Source organism: Pelomonas sp. BJYL3 (assembly GCF_027257975.1).
In the GTDB taxonomy this organism is placed as follows: Bacteria; Pseudomonadota; Gammaproteobacteria; order Burkholderiales; family Burkholderiaceae_C; genus Roseateles_B; species Roseateles_B flavus.
Window position 1 is genome coordinate 1 of record NZ_JANZKX010000002.1, and the last position, 24,924, is coordinate 24,924.

The following is a 24,924-nucleotide window of genomic DNA, read 5'->3' on the forward strand; positions in this document are numbered from 1 at the left end:
AACTCGGCGACGGCGGCCTGGCGCTGCTTGCTCCATAGTGCGTACGTACCCATCAAGTCGTTGATGGATACGAGCATCCTAGGCGCGGCTCAGCGGATCAACATGACATGCCAGGACGCTTACGATCAGATGGCAACACGTGCCGTCGTCATGCAGCACAAGACGCAGCGACCGGTGCAGTTCGAAATCACGCAGGCCGCTCGGGAAGCGTTGCAGGCCTCGATCAAGCATGCCGGGCTGAAGTCGGAGGACTTCCTGTTCCCGAGCCGAATGCACGGCTCGCCTCCTCTGGGGGCTCGACAGTACGCACGGATCCTCGGGCATTGGGTCGACGAGCTCGGCCTGGATCGCGCCAACTACGGGACGCACTCGATGCGCAGGACCATGGCAACACTGATCTACCGGCGCACGAACCTGAGGGCTGTTCAACTGTTACTCGGGCACTCCAGACTGAAATCGACCGTGAGATACCTTGGCATCGAAGTCGATGACGCGCTGGAAATCGCCGAGCAGACCGAGATCTGACGCAATCGATGGCGGCTGCACCGACATCTTGTTCGGGCGGCCGCCCAGACTGACCGCTTTCTGTAGTCGGGCCGAGCTGGCTTTCCGGCCAGGGCCCCTCGTTATGCGGGCGTCGTATTTCGGTTAGGCTGCCAGCGGTCGGTCAACTGGCTGATGGAAACGAACTGCATTGGGTGCGCTGAACGTTGTGGCATGGGGCCGCATCCTACGAGGAACCTATCGATGCCGCTATTCACATTCATCGTCGACTTCGAGGGTGGGACATACGTTTCTCAGGTCATAGGAAGCACGCACTTCGAAGCCGCGTCCATGTGGGCTCGGGGCCAAGGTGGCAGCACATTTCATGAGGTGGCCGCGTTCAGCAAGGCCGCGGAGCCGGAACTGATCGACGCGATTGAGCGGGGGCCGACGCCGTTGGCCGGCCTGAGGCACGTCTGGTGCTACGAGGGACTGCTCGATGACAGACTCTTCCTGATCAACTGCGTTCAAACTGAGCAGTGAAAGACAAGGAGTCGGAAGAACTCGACAGGCCAGCGACAACGGCAAAGCGCGTTGCCTTGTTGCTCATTGGCCGGATGATGCTCCTGCGGCAGGTGTCGGCCAGAAGCGGAAGGCTGGCAGTGACTGCTTTGCCGCCGCATCAGCTTGGGGCCTTGATGCGTCGCAGCAGTTGCAACCCGTGCCGCATTTATCGAATTCTTAGTACCCTGGGCGCGACTGCAGACTGGGAGAAATCGCCAATGAATCAAAGGCTTGTGAAAGCTTGCTGCGGTGTTGTTATACGGACAGCGCCGATGTTATGCAGCAGTGTCTGTCTCCCCATAACACGTTAGACCAATCACATGACCGACTTCAAACTACCCGAAGAGTTCGTCAAAAACTCCAGGCTGATGCACGTTCAAAGCGTGCGAACTGCAACATCTATCGGTCTATTGGTCATGCAGTTCAATCGATTCGAGCATGACCTTGGAGAATTTCTCGCTGTATTTATGAAAAGAGAAAGTCAAGAACAATACTTTGAAAACATTGCGATCATGACAGCAGCACTAAGTTTTGGGCAAAAGCTAGACTTGCTTTCAGCTCTTTACTTAAATCGATACGAAGATCAATCGGCTCAATGTGACATTTTCAAGAGAATAATTTCTCAGCTTTCGAAATTTGAGGAGTACCGAAATGCGCTCATACATTCTCGATGGGGAACTCACACGTTCGGCGATTCGGAGTTCAAGCGCTTTAAGCCAAACATCAAAGGACGAAAGGGCTTGAGACAGGTTGCTGCGCTTGCCGATTGGCGTCAGATTCGAATGATGTGCAAGGAAATGCAGGAGTTCAATTGCACAGAGATGTTCGAGGTATACCGCGGCTGCGTCAAATACGAAGCAATGTCTGTCGAAACAATTGACAAGTTGAGCGAGCGTCTAACTGCACGCTCAAACGGACCGCTGCAAGCAGCGGCCGCTTAGCTGCACGTGGAATGGCTGCTCTGGGGCAGTGAATTCGCCACATCGTTTGCCCGCTCCGGGTCGATCTGAAACAGTCGCAGGACCTTGAAGCAGCCGCTCGGACGACCTGAGTGCAGGCGGAAGCATCGAACGACCGCTCCAACCGTCAGACCAGTCGGTCGGGACCTGTGCCGGCCAGCACCTGGATGACCGGGACGGCTCAGGGCCGGTCGTACGAAGTGCAGCACCGAGTGACCGAGGTCGCTGCAATGCCACCATTGGCAACGTGCGCTCCCTCAACTCGCGCCGCGAGCTCCGTCTAGCGCTAGCTGAAGACCGGCAAGCCCGTCAGCAGTTCAACGTCTTCAAGCTCTGCCTTGAACACTCGCCGAAGGGGCTCTCCACACCGCAAAGAGCCCAAGCCTGCTTCCTCGATGAGCTGCGCGATGAGGCGATGCAACTCTTCGGGGCTTCCTGCCTTGGGCGTCAGCGAGTGCCGCGATACATTGACGATCGACGTTTCGACATCCAGCGCCCTCTCTCTGACAGCGCATCGCCACTCCGCCGGGTCACTTTGCAGCACGCAAACGCCGGGCATGACTTTTCCGCGCCCATCCAGCCGCTTCATCCGTGCCTTCTGCTGCAACGGTCCAAAGCCACCACCCTCACGCCCCGGGCCGGCCGCCGAATGAGCCGGCATGTCTTCTGCCCCCGCGCTTCGCAGGCAAGACCTGACCCCGCCGCCCTGTCGCCCCCGGCAGAATCGACCGCATGACCCACCTCTCCATGACTCGCCGCCGGATGGCCGGGGCGCTGGCCCTGTTGTGCGTCGGCTCACCGGCAAGGGCGACGATGCAGGCCTCGATGCGGATTGAGGAACTCTTTGCAGAAGCCTACGCTGTAGGCGTCGTGAAGGTCCTGGAGGCTCGCGAAGTCTCGGCAGGCGGGCAGCCCTGCGGTGCGCGGTACCGGGGTCGCGTGGAGGGCGCCATCAAGAACACCGCAGATGGGGCCTTGTTCGAGTTCGGCTATGTCCCCTTCCTGAAGGTGGGGGCGAGCTATCTGCTGTTCCTGCGCCGGTACGCAGACATTCCCGTCGAGACCGCTCCGGCGTTCGCCGCTCGCTGCGAGTCGGTGCTGCCCTCTGCAGCGATCGTCGGGCAATGGCGTGGAGCGATGGAAGTGGCCGGCGACACCAGCTCGCCCGGCCAGCGGGACCGCTGGCTGATCCGCCCGCCCCGGCTCGTGGTGTTCCCCCCCGCCACCCGAAGCACGCTCGTGAATGGCCAGAAGCACCTGTACCTGGGCGACCTGCTCAAGCGCATGCCCGGGCCCTGAATGTAGGCCCTGAGTGATCGCCTGGAAGGCGAGCCGAAAAGTCGGGCATGACGGTCCGGCATGAAGTTCGGGTCGGACGGTCGGGCCGGACGCCCAGGCCGCGGCAGCAAGCCGTGGCCTGGGCTCCGCGAGGCGCTTACTTGGTATTCGGCGGAATGAACATCTCGCCGACCTTCTCCTTCTGGCCCTCGAAGGTGTTGAAGACCGTGAAGCGGATGCCGCCATCAGGCAGGCGGCCGCCCCACTTGCAGGTCAGGGTGTGGACCCAGGGCATCTTGGTGACGGTGGTCTGATCGAACTTGCAACGGTCAACGGGCTTGTTCTGGGCGTCCGTCCATTCGATGGAGGGCGTGTGCTTGCCCAGCTTCTTGTACGCCACATAGGCCAGCACATAGGCTTCCTCGGCCGGGTCGTTGACGTTGTAGACGGTCCAGATCACTTTGGGATTGACGAAGTTGTTGACTTCCACCGTCCCGGAGGTGTTCATGATGCCCACCAGGCCGGCGGTGTCCCCGGCCCAGGCGCCTTGTGCGGCGAGAAGTGCAATTGCTGCGCTGACCAGTCTCTTCATCGATGTCGTCCTGCTTGGTTCGTGATGACCAGGGCAGTCTAGGAGGGGCGGCGAGCGCCCCGGCCCGATAGGCGACGAAATGGAGAAAATCTTCACGCGCAGGTCACGCCCGGGCCGACGCAAGACCTGACCCCCGTGTCTTTGCACAACACTGCATGCGGCAGCCGGCTGCGTCCAGGCAGGGTGCCGCAGCAAGAGCCTGGCCCTGACGACCCGGCCCCTGCCCTGCCCGCGGTTCACTCGCGCGCCACGGCCTCCACCTGGATGCGCAGGTTCACGTCCATCTTGAAGCCCCAGTCCTTGCCCGCGGCCAGGCCGAAGGACTCGCGGTTGAAGCTGCCGGAGGCGTCCGCGCCGCAGAAGTCGCGCTTGAGCATGGGGTGCGGCATGCACTTGAGCTGGTGGATGGCCAGGACCATGGGCCGGGTCTGGCCGTTGAGGCTCAGCTCGCCCACCACCTGGGTCGGCACGCCGCCCTGGGCGCCCCCCTCGAAGCGGCCCTTGAAGACGGCGCGGGGGTGCTTCTCGACGTTGAAGAAGTCCTTGCCCGTGGCCCAGGCGTTCATCGCGTGCAGGCCGAAGTCGATGCTGGCCAGGTCCATCGTCACCTCCACGCTGCCGGCGCCGCTGGCCTTGTCATAGACGATGGTGCCGGCGCTTCGATTGAGCTTGCCGCGCCAATAGGACATGCCCATGTGGTCGGCCTCGAAGCTGGGGTAGGTGTGGGTGGGGTCGATCTCGTAGCTCACGGGAGCGGCCTGCGCAGCGGCAGCAACGAGCAGGGCGGAGACGAGCAGCAGGGGTTTCATCGTGGATCCTTGTGAAGCGGCTTGGCAGGGTCGCCATCCCTACGACGAAGCGGGGCGGCGGTTCTCGACAAGCCCGCATCATCGCCCGTCCACGAAGAAGGCAAAACGGCCGGCAGGGCTGGGTGCTGGCACCCGCCCGCGCCCGGCACGAGCGCCGGGCAAGCGGCAGGGTCAGGGGCTGCGCTGTGGCGCCTGCTCGATGCGCTGCAACAGGGCATCCGCGTCCACGGGCTTGACGAAGTGCGTGTCGCATCCGGCGCTGCGGGCCCGGTCCACGTCCTCCTTCAGGCCGTAGCCCGTGAGTGCGATGAGGGTCACGCCGGACATCGCCGCGCGTCCACGCAAGGTGCGCGCGACCTGGTAGCCGTCCAGCCCGGGCAGCCCGATGTCCAGGATGATCACGTCGAAAGGCTGCTGATCGGCCAGGGCCAGGGCGCGTGCGCCGTCAAAGGCCAGACACACCTCATGGCCGTGCAGTTGCAGGATGGCGCCCAGCATCTGCGCCGCGTCGACGTTGTCGTCCACCACGAGAACCCGCCGCGCCAGCGCGCTGGCACGCGGGGCTGCCGGCGAGGCCTGGGCCTGGGCGGGCGACTTCGGCAGCGGCTCCAGCAGGGGCAGATGCACGCTGAAGGTGCTGCCCTTGCCCAGGCCGGGGCTGGACGCGGTCACCTCGCCGCGGTGCAGCTCCACGAGCTGGCGTACCAGCGTCAGCCCCAGGCCCAGGCCGCCCTTGGCCCGGTCCAGGGTGCGGTCGGCCTGGCTGAACAGGTCGAACACGCGCGGCAGCATGTCCGCCGAGATGCCCGCGCCGTTGTCGCCGACCTGCACCAGCACCTGCCGCCCTTGCACACAGGCCTTGACCTGGATCTCGCCGCCTTCGTCGGTGTACTTCGAGGCGTTGTTCAGCAGATTGGCAAAGACCTGGGTCAGGCGCACCAGGTCGCCATTGATCAGCAGCGCTTCGTCCGGCAGCTCCACGCGCAGCACCTGGCCTCGCGAGTCGATCAGGGCCTGGCTGACTTCGATCGAACGCTCGATCACGACGCGCAACTCGACCGGCGCCAGCTCCAGCTCGGTCTTGCCGCGCGCGATGCGCGCCACGTCCAGGAGGCTGTCCAGCAGACGGCTCATCGCCTGCGTCTGCCGCTCGATCACGCCCACGGCCCAGGCCGCCGTCTCGCCCGAGGCGTCCTGGCGCGACAGCAGCTGCGCCGCATTGCGGATGGGGGCCAGCGGATTGCGCAGCTCGTGAGCGAGCATCGCCAGGAATTCATCCTTGCGGCGGTGCGCGTCCATCAGCTCGCGCTCCGCGAGCTTGCGGTCGTCGATGTCCAGCATCAGGGCCACATAGCCGGCGAACTCGCCATCGCCGCCGACATGCGGCACGCTGATGGAGCGCGTCCAGCGCGGCACGCCGTCATGGCGGCGCAAGCGGATGTCGATCTCCAGGCGCGCGCGCGCCGCATAGGCGCGGGTCTGCTCGGCCAGGTAGCGCTGGCGATCCTGCGGATGGACGAACTCCAGCCAGCCGCTGCCCAGCAGCATGTCCATCGTGGCCCCGGTGAACTCGGTGCAGGCGCGGTTGACGAACTGCGCCAGGCCCTGCCTGTCTTCCACCCGCAGCAAGGCGGGAATGTCGTCGGCCAGGCGGCGGAAGCGGACCTCGCTTTCGATGCGCCGCCGCTCGGTGATGTCGCGCTCGGTGGACAGGAGCGCCGCCGGCATGCCCTGCTCATTGCGCAGCGCGGACATGACCACCGACACATTGATGCGGTGGCCACCCCGCGTGCAGCGCAGGACATCCGCCGGCCCGGCAGCGCCCGCCTCCAGGGCCCGCCTCATCAGCCGCCGCGTCCCGTCCTGGTATTCGGGCGGCACGAGGTCGAAGATCGTCAGCTGCCGGGCCTGCGCCGCGGTGTAGCCGAAGATCCGCTCCGCCCCCTGGTTCCAGTTGAGGATGAGCCCCTGCGGGTCCAGCGTGAGCACCGCGTCGTTGGAATGGTCCAGCACCGAGGCCAGCTGGCGCACCTGCTGCGCGGCGTTGCGGATCACCGTGATGTCGATGTAGGTGGCCACCACGCCATCGACTTCACCGGTCTGGGTCAGGAAGGGCTGCAGGCGGCGCAGGTACAGCCGCCCGTCCGGGCTCGAGATCTCGGCGTCCGAGGTCTGGCGCAGGTCGAAGGTGCGGCGCGCCTCCTGTCCGAACTGCGGGTCCTCGACACGGCTGGCGATGTCGCTGAGCAGGCGGCCCTCATCGCCGGCACGCAGGCTGAACAGCTGCATGGCCGCGGGGGTGAAGCGCCGGATGCGCATCTCGCTGTCCAGCAGGATGGCGGCCAGCGCGGTGCTTTCCAGCAGGTTGGACAGGTCGTCGGCATGGCGCGCCATCTCGGCCATGCGCTCCTCGAGCTGCGCATTGACGGTGGCCAGCTCTTCGTTGAGCGACTGCAGCTCCTCCTTGGAGCTTTCCAGCTCCTCGGTCGAGGACTGCAGCTCCTCGTTGAGCGAGGACGCCTCCTCGCTGGCCAGGCGCAGCTCCTCGTTGCTGCGCTCCGCATCTTCCAGGGCCTGCGCCAGCTCGCGCCGGCTTTCTTCCAGCTCGCTCAGCCCCTCGCCCGCAGGCGGGACCGGCGCAGCCGGCCCAGGTGCGCGGCCCGAGGCGGTGAACGTCACCACGAAGGCACCTCGGCCCGCCTTGCCCTGCACGGGCTCGGCCTGGATGAGCACCTGCTTCGTGAGCAGGCCGTCCTGCAGGGCGATCTGGCGCGAGGTGGCCGCGCCCTCGGAGAAGGCCTGCCGGATCAGCAGGCGCATCGCGGGCTTCAGCTCCGACCGGACGGTGCGCAGCAGCTCCTGGGTGGCATCGCCCTGCGGTGCCAGGAAGCGCCCGGTGTCGCCGTGGTAGTGCAGGGCCCGGCCCTCGCGGTCGATGAGGACCGCCGCGCTGACCTCGCGGCCCGTCAGGTGCAGGCGCAACACATCGCCGGCCGCCAGCGAGCGGTCGGCGGCCCGGTAGGCCGATTCCGCGGCGGGGCTGAGCGGCGCCATGAAGCCTCGCGGAAGGTGGGAGCGCCCCCCCAGGCGCCGGTACACGCGCATCGGGCGGGAGACCGGCTCGAACAGGCTGCCGTGCCCGGTGAGGGACTCGGCCTTGCCCAGCCACAGCAGCCCGCCGGGCTTGAGCGCGAAATGGAAGAGCTGCACGATGCGGTCCTGCAGCGACTGCTCCAGGTACATCAGCACATTGCGGCACAGCAGCAGGTCCAGGCGCGAGAAGGGCGTGTCCCGCGCCAGGTTCTGCGGCGCGAACATGACGCTGTCCCGCAGCGGCTTGCACACGACGAAGTCGTCTCCCCGGCGGTCGAAGAAACGTGCGAGGCGCTCAGGCGGCATCGCGGCATCGATCGAGGCCGGATAGACGCCGCGCCGGGCGACGGCCAGCGCCTCCAGGTCGATGTCCGTCCCGAACACCTGCACGGCCGGCGGCAGCCCGCGCTGCTCCAGGGCCTCGATCAGCAGCATGGCAATGGAATAGCTCTCCTCGCCGGACGAGCAGCCGGGCGTCCAGACGCGCAGCGGCGGGGCGTCGGGCTGGCGCTCGGCCAGCAGGGCCGGCAGGAGGGTGTCCGCCAGCTCGTCCCAGGCCTCGCCATCGCGGAAGAACTCGGTCACGCCGATGAGGAACTCGGCGGCCAGGGCGGCGCTCTCCTCGGGGGTGTCGCGCAGCAGCTGCAGGTACTCGCTCAGCTGCTGGCAGCGGCTGCGCACCATCCGCCGGCGCAGACGCCGCCGCAGCATCCCCGGTCGATAGAGCTGGAAGTCGTGCCCCGTGCGATCCAGCACCAGGGCCAGGGCCTCATGGAGCAGGTCCTCGCTTTCGGCGCTGACGTCGTCGTCGCCGGCAGCATCGTCGGGGAGCGGCTGCGGCTGGCGCTTCAGATAGTCCAGCAGAGCCAGGGCCATGGCGCGCGGCGCCATCACCTCGTCCGCCGCGCCGGCGGCGATCGCGCTCTGCGGCATGCCGGGGAACTCGGCCGTCGCGGGCGTCTGGGCGAAGGTCCAGCCGCCTGCGGCCTTGATGGCCTTGAGCCCCGCGGTGCCATCGTGTTCGGTGCCGCTGAGCACGATGCCGATGGCGCGGGCGCCGGCATCCTCGGCCAGGCTGGCCATGAAGTGATCGATGGGGCGCAGGCCGGCGGCCCTGTCGACGGGCTTGTCCTCGAAGGACAGCACATTGCCCTGCACGCTCATCCAGCATCCGGGCGGCATGACATGGACGCGCCCCCCGCGGATCCTGTCGCCCGCCTGCACCTCCTGGGCGGGCAGCATGCCGGCACGCTGCAGCAGCTCGGCCAGGTAGCTGACGTGGTGCGGCGGCAGGTGGGTCAGCACCACGAAGGCCAGCCGCTCGTCCGGCACCATGGCGCCGAAGAACTCGCGCAACGCCTCCAGGCCTCCCGCAGAGGCCCCGAGTGCCACGATCATCGGGGGCCCCGGCGGGGAAGAGGAATCAGCGGGGATGTCGAGGGGCTCGTTCACGGTGCTCCGGGTGAGGGTTGCACCGCGCGCATGACGCCGTTCGCTGCGGAGGCCGCCCCGGATGGGTGGTTCTCGCACTGTGCCTATGCCTGTGCCCGGGCAGTCTACTCCCTGCGTGGTTCGCCTCGCCGGCATGCCCCACTTCGCGGGTGGGCCTCTGTCGACTCCATTCAATACCCCAGCCGCCCGAGCTGCGAGACTGCTGCGGCCGACACCATCACCCTCCACCATGGCCCCCATCGTTCTCCAGCAGGTCCAGAAGACCTACCGCATGGATGCCGTCAGCGTTCCGGCGCTGCGCGACATCAGCCTCCAGCTCTCATCGGGGCGCTTCAGCGTGATCGCTGGCGCCTCGGGCAGCGGCAAGACCACCCTGCTCAACATCATCGGCTGCCTGGACCAGGCGGATGCGGGCGAGGTGCAGGTGCTGGGCGAGTCCGTGCGCAGCCTCAGCGACAACCAGCTGGCCGACCTGCGCGCGCGGCGCCTGGGCTTCGTGTTCCAGAACTTCAACCTGCTGCCGGTGCTGAACGCCTACGAGAACGTCGAGTACCCCACGCTGCGCCTGGGCCTGTCCGCGGCGCAGCGCCGTGAGCGCGTGGGCAGCCTGCTGGAGGCCGTGGGCCTGGCCGAGTTCGCCCGGCACCGCCCGGGGCAGCTGTCCGGCGGGCAGCGGCAGCGGGTGGCCGTGGCCCGCGCCCTGGCCAACGAGCCCGAGCTGGTGCTGGCCGACGAGCCCACGGCCAACCTGGACAGCAGCACCGGCGCCACCATCATCGCGCTGATGCGCCGGCTGCAGCGCGAGCGTGGCGTGAGCTTCGTGTTCTCCTCGCATGACCAGCAGCTGCTGGCCGAGGCCGACGAGGTCTTCCACATCAAGGACGGCGTCATCGACCGCCAGGAGGTCCGCGCATGAACGCCACGACCTTCAAGCTGGCCCTGCGCAACCTGCTGCGCAACCGCCGCCGCTCCCTGACCACCCTGCTGGCCATGGTGGTGGGGCTGGGCGCCATCCTGATCTTCGGCGGCTACAGCCGCAATGCCATCCTGGGCATGGAGACGGGCTTCATCCAGCTCCACGGCCATCTGCAGGTGCAGCGCCAGGGCTACTTCCTCTACGGCAGCGGCAATCCGGCCAGCTACGGCATCAAGGATTACGAGGCCCTGATGCAGCGCATTCGCGGCGATGCGGTGCTGGGCCCCATGGTCAGCGTGGTGACGGCCAAGCTGGAGCTGGGCGGGCTGGCCGGGCATTTCGCCGCCAACCAGTCCACGCCGGTGGCCGCCGCCGGCATCGAGCCCGAGGGCCAGGCCGCGCTGCGCCGCTGGGACGAGTACGGCGCCGCCATGTACTCCGCCCCGCGGGACCTGCGCGGCAGCCCGCCCAATGCCGTCGTCATCGGCCTGGGCGTGGCCCGCAAGCTGCAGCTGTGCGCGGAGCTGCAGGTGGCCGACTGCCCGCCGCCGCCCGAGGCGGAGCCGAGCGGCACGCAGGAGGGCATCCCCGCCGACATCGCGGCCCTCAGCAGCGAGCAGGCCCAGGCGCGGCAGGCGGGCCCGCAGGATCCGGTGCAGATCGAGATGCTGGCCTCCAGCCTGCGCGGTGCGCCCAATGTGGTCGCCCTGCAGGTGCTGCGGGCCGAGAACTTCGGCCTCAAGGAATTCGATGACCGCGCCACCGTGATGCACCTCGCCCAGGCGCAGAAGCTGGTCTACGGCGGGCAGGCGCCGCAGGTGACGGCGCTGCAGATCCAGCTGAAGCACACCGCCGGGCTGCCACTGGCGCAGGCGCGGCTGAACGCCCTGCTGAAGGAGCCGGGCGTGAGCACGCAGGCCCTGGAGGTGCTGGACTTCATGACCCTGGCGCCCATGTACCGCCAGAGCCTGGAGTTCTTCGATTCCATGTTCGGCTTCATCGCCGTGCTGATCGGCGTCATCGTGCTCTTCACCGTGGGCAACACCATGAGCACGGCGGTGATGGAGCGCACGGTCGAGATCGGCACGCTGCGCGCCATCGGCGACCGCCGCAGCGGCATCCGCGGCCTTTTCCTGGCCGAGGGCCTGCTGCTGGGCCTGATCGGCGTGGTGCTGGGCCTGCTGGTGGCCCTGGTCGTCGCCGCGCTGATCAACCGCGCCGGCCTGAGCTGGACGCCGCCCGGCTATGTCTATGCCTACCCCATCCGCGTGCGTCTGCTGGGCGACTGGGGCCTGCTGCTGGGCAGCGCTGCGGGCCTGCTGAGCGTGGCCCTGCTCTCGGCCTGGTGGCCGGCGCAGCGGGCGGCGCGGCTGCAGATCGTCGAGGCCCTGCGCCATGTCTGAGGAGAAGACCGTGCCGATACTTCCATCCCGTCGTGAGTGCCTGGCCCTGGCCGCCTTGCTGTGTGCCGGAGGCCTGGCCCACGCCGCCACCGATCCCCAGGCCCTGCTGGCCGCCAGCGACGCGGTGCGCAACCCCGATCACGGCTTCGGCCTGACCAACACCCTGCTGGAGTACCGCCAGGGCAAGCAGACCGACAGCAGCACGCTGGCCGTCTATTCCAAGGCCGACGCCAGCGGGCAGTTCCGCAGCCTGGTCCGCTTCATGGCCCCGGCGCGCGACACCAGCAAGCTGATGCTCTACAGCGGCAAGGACCTCTGGTTCTACGACCCCGCCAACCGCGCCAGCATCCGGCTCTCGCCCCAGCAGCGCCTGCTGGGCCAGGCCTCCAACGGCGACGTGGTGACGGTCAACCTGGCCCGCGACTACCAGGCCACCGAGGCCGTGGAGGAAGAGGTCAGCGACGGCGACCGCCAGAAGCGGCGCAGCTACCGACTGAGCCTCTCCGCGCGCAATGCAGACGCCAGCTACCACCGCATCCTGCTGTGGATCGCCGTGGACGGCCTGCGGCCGCTGAAGGCGCAGTTCATGGCCGAGAGCGGCGCCCTGCTCAAGACCGCCTTCTACCGCCGCTACCAGACGCAGCTGGGCGCCGAGCGGCCCACCGAGACCGTCATCATCGATGGCCTGGACCCCAGCTGGGTCACCGTCATGCGCCTGAGCGACTGGGCGCGGCGGGACGTGCCCGAGGCCTGGCTGCAGCGCGACTACCTGCCGCGCTTCAAGCCGGAATGAGGCCCATGCCACGACACAGAGGCCTCGCCCTGGCCCTGGCCCTGATGGCTGGCACCGCCGCGGCGCAGGGCACGGTCCCCCCTGACGAAGACCAGGCCCTGCGCCTGGCCGACCTCGCCCCCGACGCGCCCGCCCCTCCTTCGGGCAAGACCTGGCACGGCCATGCCGAACTGGCCTGGGGTCGCGCGCTGCAGCGCAGCCTGGCGGGCCCGGAGACCTGGCAGGCGCAGCAGCGCCAATCCCTGCTGGTGCAGGGCGAGGTCCAGGCCGGCCCGGACCTGCGCTGGCTGGGCACCGCCCGCCTGGATCACAGCGATCCCGCGCAGGCGCCCTACCCTCAGGCCCTGCTGAGCCTGCAGGAGGCCTATGCCTCCTGGCGCATCAGCGAGCAGCTGCTGCTGGACGCCGGCCGCATCAACGCCCGACAGGGCCTGGGCACGGGCTACAACCCCAGCGACTTCCTGCGCAGCGGCGCCCTGCGCTCCCAGATCTCGGCAGACCCGGCCAGCCTCAAGACCAACCGCCTGGGCACGGTGATGCTGCGTGCCCAGCGCCTGTGGGAAGGCGGTGCGCTGACGGCGCTCGTGGCCCCCAAGCTGGCCGAGGCGTCCAGCCAGGCCGGGCTCAGTGCCGATCTGGGTGCCACCAACGAGCGCAGCCGCTGGCTGCTCAGCTGGAGCCAGCGCTGGAGCGAGGACCTGCAGCCGCAGTGGTCCCTCTATGGCGCGGACGGCCAGTCGCCGCAGCTGGGCTTCAACCTCAGCAGCCTGCTCGGGCAGGCCACCGTGCTCTACCTCGAATGGGCCGGCGGGCGGGCGCCCGACGCCATCGCGCAAGCCCTGACCCCGCCCGGCGCACCTCGCCACTGGCAGCAGCGCCTGGCCACCGGCCTGCGCTACACGGCCGGCAACAAGCTCTCGCTGACCCTCGAATGGGCCCACGACAGCGCCGCCCCCGATCGCCAGGGCTGGCAGCAGCTGCAGACCCAGCCCGCGGCCTACCTTGCCTACCGCCGCTGGGCCCACACGGCCCAGGCGCTCAACACCCGCGGCCAGTGGGGCCTCTACGCCAACTGGCCCGACCTGCTGGGCTGGCAGCATCTGGACCTCAATGCCCTGCTGCGCCTCAACCCCGAGGACCACAGCCGCATGCAGTGGCTGGAGCTGCGCTACCGCTGGCCGGGGCTGGACCTGGCGCTGCAGTGGCAGGCCCAGCAGGGCCGGCCGGGCAGCGAGTACGGCAGCCTGCCGCAGGCGCGGGCCTGGCAGCTGAGCGTGCGGGGCTATTTCTGACGGCAGCGTTCAATAGCCCAGCGTGAAGCGCTGGCGCACGAACTGCGGCTGCTCGGCCTCGGCCACCAGGGCGGCGGCCAGGTCGGCCACGGTGACGCGGCTGTGGCCTTCGGCGTCGAAGACCGGCTCGTCACGGCCGAGGCGGTAGACGCCCGTGCGATCGCCCGGCTCCAGGTGCATGGCGGGGGACAGAAAGGTCCAGTCCAGGCCCGCGCCCTCCTCGCCCTTGAGGCGGTTCAGGGCCTCGCGGGCGGCCAGGGCGCCGGCCTTCCATTCGGCCGGGAACTCCGGTGTGTCGACCAGCTGCACGCCCGGCGCGATGAAGAGGCTGCCGGCGCCGCCGACCACCAGCAGGCGCTTGACGCCCGCGGCCTTGACGCCGGCATTGATGGCGGCGGAGCCGCGCAGGAACTCGTCGTGCAGGTCGGCATGGCCCCAGCCGGGGTTGTAGGCGCTGATCACGGCGTCCACGCCACGCACGGCGGTGGCCACGGCGCTGGCGTCGGTGACGTCGGCCTTCACGGCCTGCAGACCGGGCTGGGCGGCCAGCTTGCCCGGGTCACGGACCAGGGCCCGCACCTCGTGGCCGCGGGCCAGGAGTTCCTTCAGCAGCGCGCTGCCCACAAAGCCGGTGGCGCCAATCAGAGCGATCTTCATACGATGTCCTTTCAGTGGGCGACCGCCATGGGTGACTGCGGCGGCCGCGGTGTTGCGATGGGATGAACTTTAAAAACTTCACAGTCCCGTGATAAGACGGCAGAATTCGCCAGCACTGTTTAGAAAATCTTCATGCTTGAGCTGTCGGAACACATGGAAAGCGCCATGCTTGAGCCGTTGAAACGCAGGGGGAGACGCCATGCTTGATCAGTTGAAGCGCATGGCCGTGCTGGCCACCGTCATCGAGCAGGGCAGCTTTGCCGGTGCCGCCCGCCAGCTGCAGACCAGCACCTCGGCCGTCAGCCAGCAGGTGCGGGCCCTGGAGCGGGACATGGGCGTGACCCTGCTGCACCGCTCCACCCGCAAGCTGAGCCTCACCCCCGCCGGCAGCCGCTTCCACGAGGGCTGCGCCGCCATGCTGGCCGCCGCGCGCGAGGCCCAGACGCAGCTGCACCAGCTGCGCGACGCGCCCGAGGGCGAGCTGCGGGTGGCCGCGCCCGTGGGCTTTGCCCGCCAGCTGGGCCCGGCCCTGGCGCCACTGCTGGCCACGCATCCCGCCCTGCGCCTGCACCTGGAGGTGGATGACGGCTTCACGGATCTCGTCGAGAAGCGCATCGACCTCGCCATCCGCTTCGGCCGTCTGCCCGACAGCGCCTGGGTGGGCACGCGCATCGGCGAGAAGGGCGTCTCGCTCTATGCCGCGCCCGCCTACCTCGCCCGCCACGGCGTGCCCACGCTGGAGACCCTGCCCGCGCACGACTGGCTGCTGCTGCGCCCCGACGCCGGCAGCCGCCACCGCCTGCCGCTGCCCGGGCCCGGCAGCCGGGTGCTGGAGGTCCAGGCCCGCGCCACCAGCAACAATCAGCTGAGCCTTCAGCAGCTCTGCGAGGCCGGCCTGGGCCTGGCCCTGCTGAGCCCCGGTGACGTGGGCGAAGCTGCGCAGTCCGGCCGCCTGCTGGCCCTGCTGCCGGAGCTGGCCTGGCCCGCCCTGCCCATCCACGCCCTGAGCCCGCAGCGCGACGCCCAGCCTGCCAAGGTGCGGCATGCCATCGCGGCGCTGCGCCAGTTCTTCCAGGCGGGCGGGCAAACTGCCGGCAAGCCCGCCACCGATCCCCATCGAGAAACCCCATGAACACCGACGCCCCCCTGCACGACGGCCCCCTGGCCGGCCTCAAGGTCCTGGAACTGGGTCAGCTGATCGCCGGCCCCTTCGCGGGCAAGACCCTGGCCGACTTCGGCGCCACGGTGATCAAGGTGGAGCCCCCCGGCAGCGGCGACCCGCTGCGGCAGTGGCGCATGCTCCATGAGGGCGAGAGCGTCTGGTGGCAGGTGCAGAGCCGCAACAAGCAGAGCATCACCCTGGACCTGCGCGAGCCCGCCGACCGCGCGCTGGCCCGCCGCCTGGCGGCCGAGAGCGACGTGCTGATCGAGAACTTCCGCCCCGGCCTGATGGAGGAATGGGGCCTGGGCTACGACACGCTCGCGGCCGACAACCCCGGGCTCATCATGCTGCGCATCAGCGGCTACGGGCAGACCGGGCCCTACCGCGACCTGCCCGGCTTCGCCGTGGTGGCCGAGGCCATGGGTGGCCTGCGCCACCTGATGGGCGAGCCGGGCCGGCCGCCGGTGCGCGCGGGCGTGAGCCTGGGCGACACCCTGGCGGCGCTGCACGGCGTGATCGGCGTGCTGCTGGCCCTGCAGGCGCGCCAGCGCACGGGGCGCGGGCAGGTGGTGGACGTGGCGCTGTACGAGTCTGTCTTCAACTGCATGGAGTCCCTGCTGCCCGAGTACAGCGCCTTCGGGGCGGTGCGCGAGCCCGCGGGCTCCGCCCTGCCTGGCATCGCGCCCAGCAATGCCTACCGCTGCGCCGACGGGCAGGTGGTGATCGGCGGCAACGGCGATTCCATCTTCAAGCGCCTGATGAGCGCCATCGGCCGCGAGGACCTGGGCCAGGACCCTGGCCTGGCCGGCAATGCGGGCCGCGCCGCCCGCGCGGACGAGCTGGACGCCGCCATCACCGCCTGGACCGTGCAGCGCCCCGTGGACGAGGTGCTGCGCCTGCTGCAGGCGGTGCGTGTGCCGGTGGGCCGCATCTACACCGCACGGGACATCGCCGAGGACCCGCACTACCGCGCCCGCGGCATGATCGAATCCATCACCACGGCCCGGGGCCTGGCGCTGGAGGTGCCGGGCGTCGTCCCCAAGCTCAGCGACACGCCGGGCCGGCTGCGCAGCCTCGCGCCCGCGCTGGGTGAGCACAATGCCGCCGTGCTGGACGCCTTGAACAGGCCACCGGCTGAACCCGGCAAGACCTGACCCCATCAACACCGCCATGAACCTCAGCCCCGCGGCCTGGGCCCGCATCCTGCCCTTCCTGCTCTTCCTGGGCCTGCTGGCCCTGCGCGGCGTCATGGCCGACATCGGCTGGCTGGACGCCCGCTGGATCTACGCCCTGAACCTGCTGCTGGTGGGCGGCCTGCTGGCCTGGAGCTGGCGCAGCTTCGGCGAGCTGCACCGCCAGAACCGGCCGCAGGGGCGCGAATGGCTGTGGAGCGTGGGCCTGGGCCTGCTGGTGTTCGTGGCCTGGATCCACCTGGATGCGCCCTGGATGCAGATCGGCGAGCCCACCGCCCCCTTCGTGCCCACCCAGGCCGACGGCAGCCTGGACTGGCCCCTCATCGCGGTGCGCTGGCTGGGCGCCACGGCCCTGGTACCGGTGATGGAGGAGCTGTTCTGGCGCAGCTTCGTGATGCGCTGGCTCGAGCATCCGCAGTTCGAGTCGGTGCCGCCGCAGCGGGTAACGATCAAGCCCGTGCTGATGGCCACCTTCGCCTTCATGCTGGTGCACCCGCTGTGGCTCGCCGCCATCGTGGCCGGCGTGGCCTATGCCTGGATCTACGTCCACACCGGCCGGCTGTGGAACGCGGTCATCGCCCATGGCGTCACCAACGGCGCGCTGGGAATCTGGGTGGTGGTGACGGAGAACTGGCAGTTCTGGTGAGCGCCACCCGGTAAGTGCCACCCGGTAAGCGTCACCGGGTAAGCGTCACTGGGTAGGGGCCCGGGCAGGGTCAGTGCGGGCCGCCCTGGGGCTCGTGCGCCTGCAGGGCCCGCTCGATGCGCCGGTCCGGCACCAGCCACACGATGGCCACGCCCACGAAGACGGCCTGCGCCAGCGCCGGCAGCACGAAGGCCAGGGGCAGCGCCAGGGCGTAGGCCACGGCGGACCAGCTCCCCTTGCGGTCCCGCCCCAGGGCGCGGGCCACGACCGAGTCCGGCCCCTCCAGCGCCAGGATGCAATGCGCCAGCAGCCAGTAGGCGATGGCCGCCATCAGCAGCACGAAGCCGTAGACGGCGGTGGGCAGGGCGCCGAAGTGGTTCTCGCCCATCCAGCCGGTCACGAAGGGCAGCAGGGACAGCCAGAACAGCAGGTGCAGATTGGCCCACAGCACGCCGCCGCTGACCTTGCGCACCGCATGCAGCAGGTGGTGGTGGTTGTTCCAGTAGATGCCCACGTAGACGAAGCTCAGCACATAGCTCAGCAGCACCGGCAACAGGGGCCACAGGGCCGCCAGGCTGTCGCCGTGCGGCACCTTCAGCTCCAGGACCATGATGGTGATGATGATGGCGATGACGCCATCGCTGAAGGCTTCGAGGCGGGACTTGTGCATGCGGGGCTTCCTCTCAGGTGCTCAGGACTGGACGTTCGGGCGGCGCTGCAGGTGGCGGAAGCGCTCGAAGAGCCAGCCGCGCATGCCCATCAGCAGGGTGTACTGGCGCTTCTCGGCGTCCGGCAGCTTCTGGTCCAGCAGGTGCTGGCGGGCGAAGTCCTCCGCCACGCGCTGCAGGCGCTCGTTGAGCTCGCGCGCCTTGGCCGGCGCCAGCTGGCCGTGGACCAGCATCAGCAGCTCGCCCTCGCCGTCGAAGCCACCGGCGTAGAAGTCCTGCATCACCTCCTCGCGGAAGTACTGCATCACCGGGCCCTGCGGCCGCCAGCGGAAGGTCTTGGCCACCTGCAGCTTGTAGCGGTTGAGCGGGCGCAGCTCGATGATGCCCAGGCGGTCCAGCTGCGCCAGGTAGCGCGTCACCTCGGCCTCGTCGAGGCGGTAGTGGGCGCCGATCTGCTCGGCCGTCCACTGGCTGAGGCAGCAGATGGCCATCAGCAGGAGCTTGTCGTCGGCCACCACGGCGCGCTCCTGGGCCAGTGTCAGCTCGCGGCGCAGGGGTCGGGCCTCGACCAGCCGGCGTGAGAGCTCGGCGAAATCGCAGCGCAGCACGCGGCAGATCTCGTCCACACGCGACAGCGGCATTTCGCCGCCGCTGGCGAACATGCGCTTGACGCTGGACTCCGACAGCCCCAGCGCCTCGGCCAGCTGGCCATAGCTGATGGACTGGGCCTTGAGTTCAGCCTTGATGAGGGTGAGCAGGTCGTGGGTACCGGACATGGCGCAACGGTAGCAGCAGACGCTACCGCCGGTGCCCCGGGATGGCCCGGCCTTGCAAATCCGGCGGCGGGCAAGGCCTGGCCCCCCAGCATGCCGGCATGACAGCGCATGAGCACCCCGCCGCCACCCGTGCCCACTTCCGCCCCGACCGCCGCCGCCTGCTGTGCTGCGGTGCCGCCGCCCTGGGCTTCTTCACCAGCCTCGCGCCTGCGCCCGCCCAGGCCTCCCCGTGGACCTCGCCCTGCCCCGACACGCCGCCCCGGCCCGCCCTGGACAGCGCGCTGCAGGACCTGCTCGCCCGCTGCTGGGACGGCCTGGACCCGGCCCGCGTGTGGGACGTGCACACCCACCTGCTGGGCAGCGGCGATGCCGGCAGCGGCTGCCGCCTGAGCCCCGTCATGGACCAGTGGTGGCACCCCATGGAGGTGGTGCGCAAGCGGGTGATCATGGACGCCGCCTGCGCCCGCCCGGCCGGCACCGGCCCGGCCGCCAGCACCGATCGCGCCTATGTGCAGCGCCTGCGCCAGCTGGCCGCCGACTTCCCGCCCGGGGCGCGCTGGCTGCTCTACGCCTTTGACGAGGCCCTGGATGCGCAGGGCCGTCCCCGCCCGGACTGGACCACCTTCCACACGCCCGACGCCTATGCGCAGGGCGTGGCCGCGGCCCATCCCGAGCGCTTCGGCTGGGTCGCCTCCATCCACCCCTACCGGCCGGACGCCCTGGAGCGCCTGGCCCGGGCACGGGCCGGGGGCGCCGTGGCGATCAAGTGGCTGCCCAGCAGCATGGCCATCGACCTGCGCGACACACGGCTGCGGCCCTTCTACGAGCAGCTCGCCGCCAGCCGCCTGCCGCTGATCGTGCACTGCGGCGAAGAGCACGCCGTGCCCGGCGCCGGCCGCGAGGACCTGGGCAATCCGCTGCTGCTGCGGGAGCCCCTGCGCCATGGCGTGCGCGTGATCGCCGCACACTGCGCCTCCCTGGGCCAGGCGCTGGACCTGGACCGGTCGCGCCCCCGGCGTGGCCCCGCCTTCGAGCTCTTCGCCCGGCTGATGGACGAGGCGGACGGGCGCCAGCGCCTGCTGGGCGACGTCTCGGCGGTGTTCCAGTTCAACCGCGAGCCCGAGGTCTGGCACACCCTGCTGAGCCGGCAGGACTGGCACGAGCGCCTGCTGCACGGCTCCGACTACCCGCTGCCGGCCGTGCGCCCCCTGCACCGGCTGGGGCGCCTGGTCGCGGCGGGCCTGCTGGAGAGGGCGGAGGTCCCCCACCTGGAGCGGCTGCGGGACGCCAACCCCCTGCTCTTCGACTTCGCGCTCAAGCGCAGCGTGCGCTGGGAGGGCCAGGTCTTGAGCCCGCGGGTTTTCGCCAGCGCCCACCATTTCGGGGCGGCGGTGTCATGAGGCGATACTTCGCCGGCCGGCTGGCAGTACTGACCAACATAGCGGAGGACCGGGCCCCGCGGCCGGCAGATCATGGGCCCAGCGACCTCCGGGAGGATCTTATGCAACACACCCAGTCCATCGTCCGCCGCGACACCGCCGCCTGGCGCCTGCAGGTCTGGATCTCCTTCGGCCTCAGCGTGAGCCTGTGCGCCATCGGCCTGGCCTGGCTGCCCGGCGAGGACCTGGACCGCGCCTTCATGGTGATGGGCTACATCTTCTGCCTCTCCACCGCCTTCGTGCTGGCCAAGTTCATCCGCGACAACCAGGAGAAGTCCGTCGACACGCCCATGTGGCGGGTGGTGGTCTGGAGCGCCTTCTTCCTGGCCATGGGCCTGACGGGCTGGGGCCTGTGGCGCATGGAGATCCAGCCGGTGTGGAAGGCCTACCTGCTGGTCTGCTGGTTCTACCTGATCTCCAACGTCTTCACCCTGGCCAAGATGCTGCGCGACGCCCATGACGCCGACATCGCCGAGGCCCGCTACCACGGCCGCCGCCCGGTGATGCACGAAGACACCACCCCGGCCGCCTGAGGCCTGGCCGCCGCTTGAAAGGACCGCTCATGACGCCCCTGCACCACCGCCTGCAGGCCTGTGCCCTGCTCTGCGCGGCCTTGAGCCTGCCGCTGGCCAGCCAGGCCCATGACCCTTCCGCGGACCTCAGCCTGGTCTCCATGCTGCCCGTGGCCGTCTCGGTCGCGGCGCCGGTGGCGATGCTCTCGGCCGGCACAGTGTTGACCGTGGTGGCCGTCGAGGCCAGCGCGCAGGGCACCGTCTGGATCCTGGAGCGGGCCTCGGACGGCGCCCGCATCAGCATCCGCTTTGCCGGCAAGGTGCTCAAGGGCGCGGCGCTGTCGGCGGGCACGGCGGTCACCGTCTCGGTGATCGCCACGGGCACCGTGCTGTCCATCGCGGGCGAGGCCATCTGCTTCATCCCCAACGAGATCGGCGCTTCTCTGCTTTACAACGAGAAAGTCAGCAAGTGAAGGCCGCCACCACCGCCCTGCTGCTGGCTGTGGTGGTGAGCACGGCCCAGGCGGGCCGCCCCTGCGAGGAGAAGCCCCTCACCCGGCCGCAGATCGAGCAGGGCATGGCCCTGGCCCAGCGCACGGCCCAGCAGCTGGACGCCAGCGGCGCACAGGTGCTGGTGCTGGCCCGCGCGGGGCAGGACCTGTCCAAGTACGGCCTGCAGTGGTCCCACCTGGGCCTGGCCTACAAGACGGAGCAGGCGGGCAGGCCGGTGTGGCGGGTGCTGCACAAGCTCAACCACTGCGGCACGGCCGATGCAGCCCTCTACCGCCAGGGCCTGGGCGAGTTCTTCCTGGACCGACCGCACCGCTACGAGGCCGCCTATGTCGTGCTCAGCCCCGCGCTGCAGCAGGCCCTGCTGCCGCTTCTGCGCGATCCCCAGCGCCTGCTGACGGTGCACGAGCATCGCTATTCCATGGTGGCCTACCCCTGGGCCACCCGCTACCAGCAGAGCAACCAGTGGGTGCTGGAGTCCATCGCCCTGGCCGCCGAGCCCGGCCTGCAGGGCCGCGCCCAGGCCCAGGCCTGGCTGCGCGCCCAAGGCTACCAGCCCAGCGACCTGCGCATCTCCACGCTCTCCCGCCTCGGGGCGCGCGTCGGCATGGCCAATGTGGCCTTTGACGACCACCCCAATGCCCAGCGCTTTGCCGGTCACATCGAGACCGTCACCGTCGATTCCATGTTCGCCTGGCTGCCCCGTGCGGGCCTGGGCGAGCGCGCCGTCCTCATCAAGCCCTGAAGAAGTCCGCCATGTCCGACGCCCACAACGCTCAAGACGACCACGCCCACGGCAACCAGTTCAGCCTGCTCGCCCAGCGCCGCTTCGCGCCCTTCTTCTGGACGCAGTTCCTCGGCGCGGGCAATGACAACCTCTTCAAGTTCGCCTTCACGGTGCTGATCACCTACCAGCTGCAGCTCACCTGGCTGCCGCCGGCGCAGGCGGGGCTGGCCATCGGCGCGCTGTTCATCCTGCCCTTCGTGCTGCTCTCGGCCACCAGCGGCCAGCTGGCCGACAAGCTCGAGAAGGCCGGCCTGATGCGCCGCATCAAGGAGCTGGAGATCGCCATCATGGCCCTGGCCGCCTGGGGCTTCTGGACGGTCAACGTGCCGGTGCTGCTGGCCTGCGTCTTCCTGATGGGCCTGCACTCCACGCTCTTCGGCCCGGTCAAGTTCGCCTACATGCCCCAGCACCTCGACGAGCGCGAGATCACCGGCGGCAACGGCATGGTGGAGATGGGCACCTTCGTGGCCATCCTGCTGGGCAATGTGGCCGGCGGCCTGCTGATCGCCACGCCGGAGGTGGGCCGGCATCACGTGGCGCTCGCCGCCCTGGGCCTGGCCGTGCTGGGCCGGCTCACGGCGCAGCTGATTCCTCACAGCCCCTCCACCGACCCGGGCCTGAAGATCAACTGGAACCCCTTCACTGAGACCTGGCGCAACCTGGTGCTGGCGCGCGAGCAGCTGGCGGTGTTCCGCTCGCTGCTGGGCATCTCCTGGATGTGGTTCTTCGGCGCCGTCTTCCTGGCCAACTTCCCGGCCTTCGCCAAGGAGGTGCTGCATGGCAATGAGCAGGTGGCCTCGCTGCTGCTGGTGGTGTTCTCCATCGGCATCGGCACGGGCTCGCTGCTGTGCGAGATGCTCTCGCGCCGCCACGTGGAGATCGGCCTGGTGCCGCTGGGCGCCATCGGCATGAGCGTCTTCGCGCTGGACCTCAGCGCGGCCTCGCAAGGCCTGCCGGCCGTCGCGCAAGCCCTGACCCTCTCCGAGTTCCTGGCCCAGCCGGCCCATTGGCGCGTGCTGGTCGACCTGTGCCTGCTGGCGCTCTTCGCCGGGCTGTACAGCGTGCCCATGTACGCGCTGATCCAGATGCGCTCGCAGCCCAGCCACCGGGCGCGCATCATCGCGGCCAACAACATCCTCAATGCGCTGTTCATGATCGCCAGCTCGCTGATCTGCGGCGTGCTGCTGGGCGCGGGCCTGAGCCTGCCGCAGCTCTTCGGCCTGCTGGGCCTGGCCAACGCGGTGGTGGCGCTGTACATCTTCCTGGTGGTGCCGGAGTACCTGCTGCGCTTCTTCGCCTTCTGCCTCTCGCGCCTGATCTACCGCTTCAAGCTCAAGGGCGACGAGCACATCCCGCTCAAGGGCGCGGCCGTGCTGGTGTGCAACCACGTCAGCTTCATCGACGCCGTGCTGGTGATGGCCGCCAGCCCCCGCCCCATCCGCTTCCTGATGGACCACCGCATCTTCCGCATGCCGGTGCTGGGCTGGCTGTTCCGCCTGGCCAAGTGCATCCCCATCGCCCCGCAGAAGGAGCACCCCGCCATCTACGAGGCCGCCTTCAAGGAAGCGCAGGCCGTGCTGGCCGACGGCGAACTGCTGGGCATCTTCCCCGAGGGCGGCATCACCCGCGACGGCCAGCTGCAGCCCTTCAAGGGCGGCATCATGAAGATTCTCGAGGCCCAGCCCGTGCCCGTGGTGCCCCTGGCGCTGCAGAACCTCTGGGGCTCCTACTTCTCGCGCATCGAGCAGGGCCAGGCCATGGTGCGGCCCTTCCGCCGCGGGATCTTCAGCCGCGTCGGCCTGGTGGCCGGGCCGGCGCTGGCGCCTGAGCAGGTGACGCCGGAAGGGCTGCAGCAGCAGGTGGGGCAGCTGCTGAGCGCCTGAACCCGCCGGCAGGGCTGCCAATGCCCTCTGTGGCCTCCTGCTGACAGCGCAGCGCCAGGCCGCGGCAGCCACCCCCTGCCCTGGTCAGAAAAGTCGCGCTTTTGCAGGGGCCGTGAGGCGGCCTGGCCGGCAGTTGGGGGCATCATGGCTGCTTCAAGAGCCGCCACCGAGGTGATGCATGCCCCGCGCCACGCTTCCTGATGCCGCCCGCCGCACCGTGCTGCGCCAGCTGGGATCGACCCTGGGCCTGGCGGCCCTGGGCGCGCCCGCCCTGGCGCAGGAGAAGGTCTACAACTTCTCTCCCGTCAACCAGGCCAGCATCCCGCTGATGGCGAGCTACTGGAACCCGATCATTGCCTACGTGTCGGAGAAGAGCGGGGTGAAGCTGGCGCTGAAGCTGGGGCGCACCTCGGCGGACACCACCAGCTATGTGCTGGCGCAGGAGGTGGACTTCGTCTTCAGCAACCACCTCTTCAGCCCTGAGCGCGAGCAACTGGGCTGGCGGGTCTTCGGCCGGCGCCAGACGCCGCCCATCCACGGGCAGATCATCGTGCCGGCCGACTCCCCCATCAAGGAACTGGCCCAGCTGGAGGGCAAGGACGTCGCCTTCCCCGGGCCCGAGGCCCTGGTGGCCTACAAGTTCCCCTATGCCCATCTGCTGAGTCGCAAGATCAATGTGCGGGTGGTCTTCGGCGGCAACATGGACGGCGCCCTGACCCAGCTGTACAGCGGCAAGGTGGCGGCCTGCGGCGTCAACTCCCAGCTGGCGGAAAGCCACGCCCGACGCGAAGGCAAGGCCTACCGCGTGCTGTGGAGCTCGGACGCGCTGCACGACCTGGCCCTGATGGCCTCCGCCCGCGTGCCGGACAAGGACATGCAGGCCGTGGCCCGCGCCTTCGTCAACATGCACAAGGACCCCCGCGGCCTGGCCATCCTGGAGCAGGGTTCGCAGGCCCTGGGCCTGACGGGCGAGGCGCATTTCATCGCCTCCGACGGCAGCGAGTACGCCGCCTACCGCCGCTTCTACCAGAGCGCTCCCGCCCAGTTGCGCTGAACC

Annotated in this window: 24 protein-coding genes; 17 read left to right on the forward strand and 7 right to left on the reverse strand. The window is 69.2% G+C overall.

Features of this window, described 5'->3' with window-relative positions:
• The 3 genes from O9Y01_RS05645 to O9Y01_RS05655 all read left to right on the forward strand — a co-directional run.
• A partial coding sequence (locus O9Y01_RS05645; RefSeq protein WP_269630558.1) for a tyrosine-type recombinase/integrase occupies positions 1-525 on the forward strand: 525 nt, incomplete at its 5' end.
• A 222-nt stretch (positions 526-747) separates the two neighbouring features.
• Complete coding sequence (locus O9Y01_RS05650) at positions 748-1,026, forward strand: hypothetical protein (protein WP_269630559.1); 279 nt, start codon at positions 748-750, stop codon at positions 1,024-1,026.
• Positions 1,027-1,367: 341 nt separating this feature from the next.
• A complete protein-coding gene (locus O9Y01_RS05655; RefSeq protein ID WP_269630560.1) occupies positions 1,368-1,988 on the forward strand; it encodes a hypothetical protein in 621 nt (206 codons plus the stop codon).
• Positions 1,989-2,292: 304 nt separating this feature from the next.
• On the opposite strand, the gene O9Y01_RS05660 is transcribed toward O9Y01_RS05655, so the two are convergent.
• Positions 2,293-2,595 (reverse strand): hypothetical protein, encoded by a 303-nt coding sequence (locus O9Y01_RS05660; protein WP_269630561.1) that lies wholly within the window; start codon positions 2,593-2,595, stop codon positions 2,293-2,295.
• A gap of 143 nt (positions 2,596-2,738) precedes the next feature.
• Between O9Y01_RS05660 and O9Y01_RS05665 the strand changes: the two genes are divergently transcribed.
• Entirely contained in the window at positions 2,739-3,305 is a 567-nt protein-coding gene (locus O9Y01_RS05665) for a hypothetical protein (protein WP_269630562.1), read from the forward strand.
• 136 nt (positions 3,306-3,441) lie between these two features.
• Here the strand turns inward: O9Y01_RS05665 and O9Y01_RS05670 are convergent, their stop codons facing one another.
• From O9Y01_RS05670 to O9Y01_RS05680, 3 genes are all read right to left on the reverse strand, one after another.
• Positions 3,442-3,876, reverse strand: coding sequence for a hypothetical protein (locus O9Y01_RS05670; RefSeq protein ID WP_269630563.1), 435 nt, complete (start codon positions 3,874-3,876; stop codon positions 3,442-3,444).
• Positions 3,877-4,112: 236 nt separating this feature from the next.
• Positions 4,113-4,685, reverse strand: a complete 573-nt coding sequence (locus tag O9Y01_RS05675) for a YceI family protein (protein WP_269630564.1) — start codon at positions 4,683-4,685, stop codon at positions 4,113-4,115.
• A gap of 171 nt (positions 4,686-4,856) precedes the next feature.
• On the reverse strand, positions 4,857-9,230 hold the full coding sequence (locus O9Y01_RS05680) for a chemotaxis protein CheB (RefSeq protein ID WP_269630565.1): 4,374 nt from the start codon (positions 9,228-9,230) through the stop codon (positions 4,857-4,859).
• Positions 9,231-9,459: 229 nt separating this feature from the next.
• Between O9Y01_RS05680 and O9Y01_RS05685 the strand changes: the two genes are divergently transcribed.
• Genes O9Y01_RS05685 through O9Y01_RS05700 form a run of 4 tightly spaced genes read left to right on the forward strand, consistent with a single transcriptional unit; the run spans position 9,460 to position 13,634 of the window.
• On the forward strand, positions 9,460-10,146 hold the full coding sequence (locus O9Y01_RS05685) for an ABC transporter ATP-binding protein (RefSeq protein ID WP_269630566.1): 687 nt from the start codon (positions 9,460-9,462) through the stop codon (positions 10,144-10,146).
• Entirely contained in the window at positions 10,143-11,549 is a 1,407-nt protein-coding gene (locus O9Y01_RS05690; protein ID WP_269630567.1) for an ABC transporter permease, read from the forward strand. Before O9Y01_RS05685 ends, O9Y01_RS05690 begins: the two co-directional genes overlap by 4 nt.
• Positions 11,542-12,342 (forward strand): outer membrane lipoprotein-sorting protein, encoded by an 801-nt coding sequence (locus tag O9Y01_RS05695; RefSeq protein WP_269630568.1) that lies wholly within the window; start codon positions 11,542-11,544, stop codon positions 12,340-12,342. The genes O9Y01_RS05690 and O9Y01_RS05695 overlap by 8 nt, the downstream gene beginning before the upstream one ends.
• Positions 12,343-12,347: 5 nt before the next feature.
• Positions 12,348-13,634 carry a hypothetical protein gene (locus O9Y01_RS05700; protein WP_269630569.1) on the forward strand — a complete coding sequence of 429 codons (1,287 nt, stop codon included), beginning with the start codon at positions 12,348-12,350 and terminating at the stop codon, positions 13,632-13,634.
• Positions 13,635-13,643: 9 nt separating this feature from the next.
• On the opposite strand, the gene O9Y01_RS05705 is transcribed toward O9Y01_RS05700, so the two are convergent.
• The gene (locus O9Y01_RS05705; protein WP_269630570.1) at positions 13,644-14,291 is read right to left on the reverse strand and encodes an NAD(P)-dependent oxidoreductase; all 648 of its coding nucleotides are present in this window, start codon (positions 14,289-14,291) and stop codon (positions 13,644-13,646) included.
• Between the two features lie 199 nt (positions 14,292-14,490).
• On the opposite strand from O9Y01_RS05705, the gene O9Y01_RS05710 reads away from it, so the two are divergent.
• Genes O9Y01_RS05710 through O9Y01_RS05720 form a run of 3 tightly spaced genes read left to right on the forward strand, consistent with a single transcriptional unit; the run spans position 14,491 to position 17,292 of the window.
• On the forward strand, positions 14,491-15,423 hold the full coding sequence (locus tag O9Y01_RS05710; RefSeq protein WP_269630571.1) for a LysR family transcriptional regulator: 933 nt from the start codon (positions 14,491-14,493) through the stop codon (positions 15,421-15,423).
• The gene (locus tag O9Y01_RS05715) at positions 15,420-16,607 is read left to right on the forward strand and encodes a CaiB/BaiF CoA transferase family protein (RefSeq protein WP_269630572.1); all 1,188 of its coding nucleotides are present in this window, start codon (positions 15,420-15,422) and stop codon (positions 16,605-16,607) included. Before O9Y01_RS05710 ends, O9Y01_RS05715 begins: the two co-directional genes overlap by 4 nt.
• 16 nt (positions 16,608-16,623) lie before the next feature.
• Positions 16,624-17,292: a CAAX prenyl protease-related protein gene (locus tag O9Y01_RS05720; protein WP_269630573.1), complete on the forward strand. Its 669-nt coding sequence runs from the start codon at positions 16,624-16,626 to the stop codon at positions 17,290-17,292.
• A gap of 70 nt (positions 17,293-17,362) precedes the next feature.
• Here O9Y01_RS05720 and O9Y01_RS05725 read toward each other — a convergent pair whose 3' ends face one another.
• Entirely contained in the window at positions 17,363-17,962 is a 600-nt protein-coding gene (locus O9Y01_RS05725) for a TMEM175 family protein (protein WP_269630574.1), read from the reverse strand.
• Between the two features lie 21 nt (positions 17,963-17,983).
• Positions 17,984-18,736, reverse strand: a complete 753-nt coding sequence (locus tag O9Y01_RS05730) for a helix-turn-helix domain-containing protein (RefSeq protein ID WP_269630575.1) — start codon at positions 18,734-18,736, stop codon at positions 17,984-17,986.
• A gap of 98 nt (positions 18,737-18,834) precedes the next feature.
• Here O9Y01_RS05730 and O9Y01_RS05735 point away from each other — a divergent pair, with 98 nt between their 5' ends.
• From O9Y01_RS05735 to O9Y01_RS05760, 6 genes are all read left to right on the forward strand, one after another.
• Positions 18,835-20,136: an amidohydrolase family protein gene (locus O9Y01_RS05735; protein ID WP_269630576.1), complete on the forward strand. Its 1,302-nt coding sequence runs from the start codon at positions 18,835-18,837 to the stop codon at positions 20,134-20,136.
• A gap of 101 nt (positions 20,137-20,237) precedes the next feature.
• Positions 20,238-20,708 carry a YiaA/YiaB family inner membrane protein gene (locus O9Y01_RS05740; protein WP_269630577.1) on the forward strand — a complete coding sequence of 157 codons (471 nt, stop codon included), beginning with the start codon at positions 20,238-20,240 and terminating at the stop codon, positions 20,706-20,708.
• A 29-nt stretch (positions 20,709-20,737) separates the two neighbouring features.
• Entirely contained in the window at positions 20,738-21,160 is a 423-nt protein-coding gene (locus O9Y01_RS05745; protein ID WP_269630578.1) for a hypothetical protein, read from the forward strand.
• Entirely contained in the window at positions 21,157-21,942 is a 786-nt protein-coding gene (locus tag O9Y01_RS05750) for a DUF2145 domain-containing protein (protein WP_269630579.1), read from the forward strand. Before O9Y01_RS05745 ends, O9Y01_RS05750 begins: the two co-directional genes overlap by 4 nt.
• Positions 21,943-21,953: 11 nt before the next feature.
• A complete protein-coding gene (locus O9Y01_RS05755; protein WP_269630580.1) occupies positions 21,954-23,867 on the forward strand; it encodes an MFS transporter in 1,914 nt (637 codons plus the stop codon).
• A gap of 178 nt (positions 23,868-24,045) precedes the next feature.
• The gene (locus O9Y01_RS05760; RefSeq protein WP_269630581.1) at positions 24,046-24,921 is read left to right on the forward strand and encodes a phosphate/phosphite/phosphonate ABC transporter substrate-binding protein; all 876 of its coding nucleotides are present in this window, start codon (positions 24,046-24,048) and stop codon (positions 24,919-24,921) included.
• Positions 24,922-24,924 lie beyond the last annotated feature (3 nt).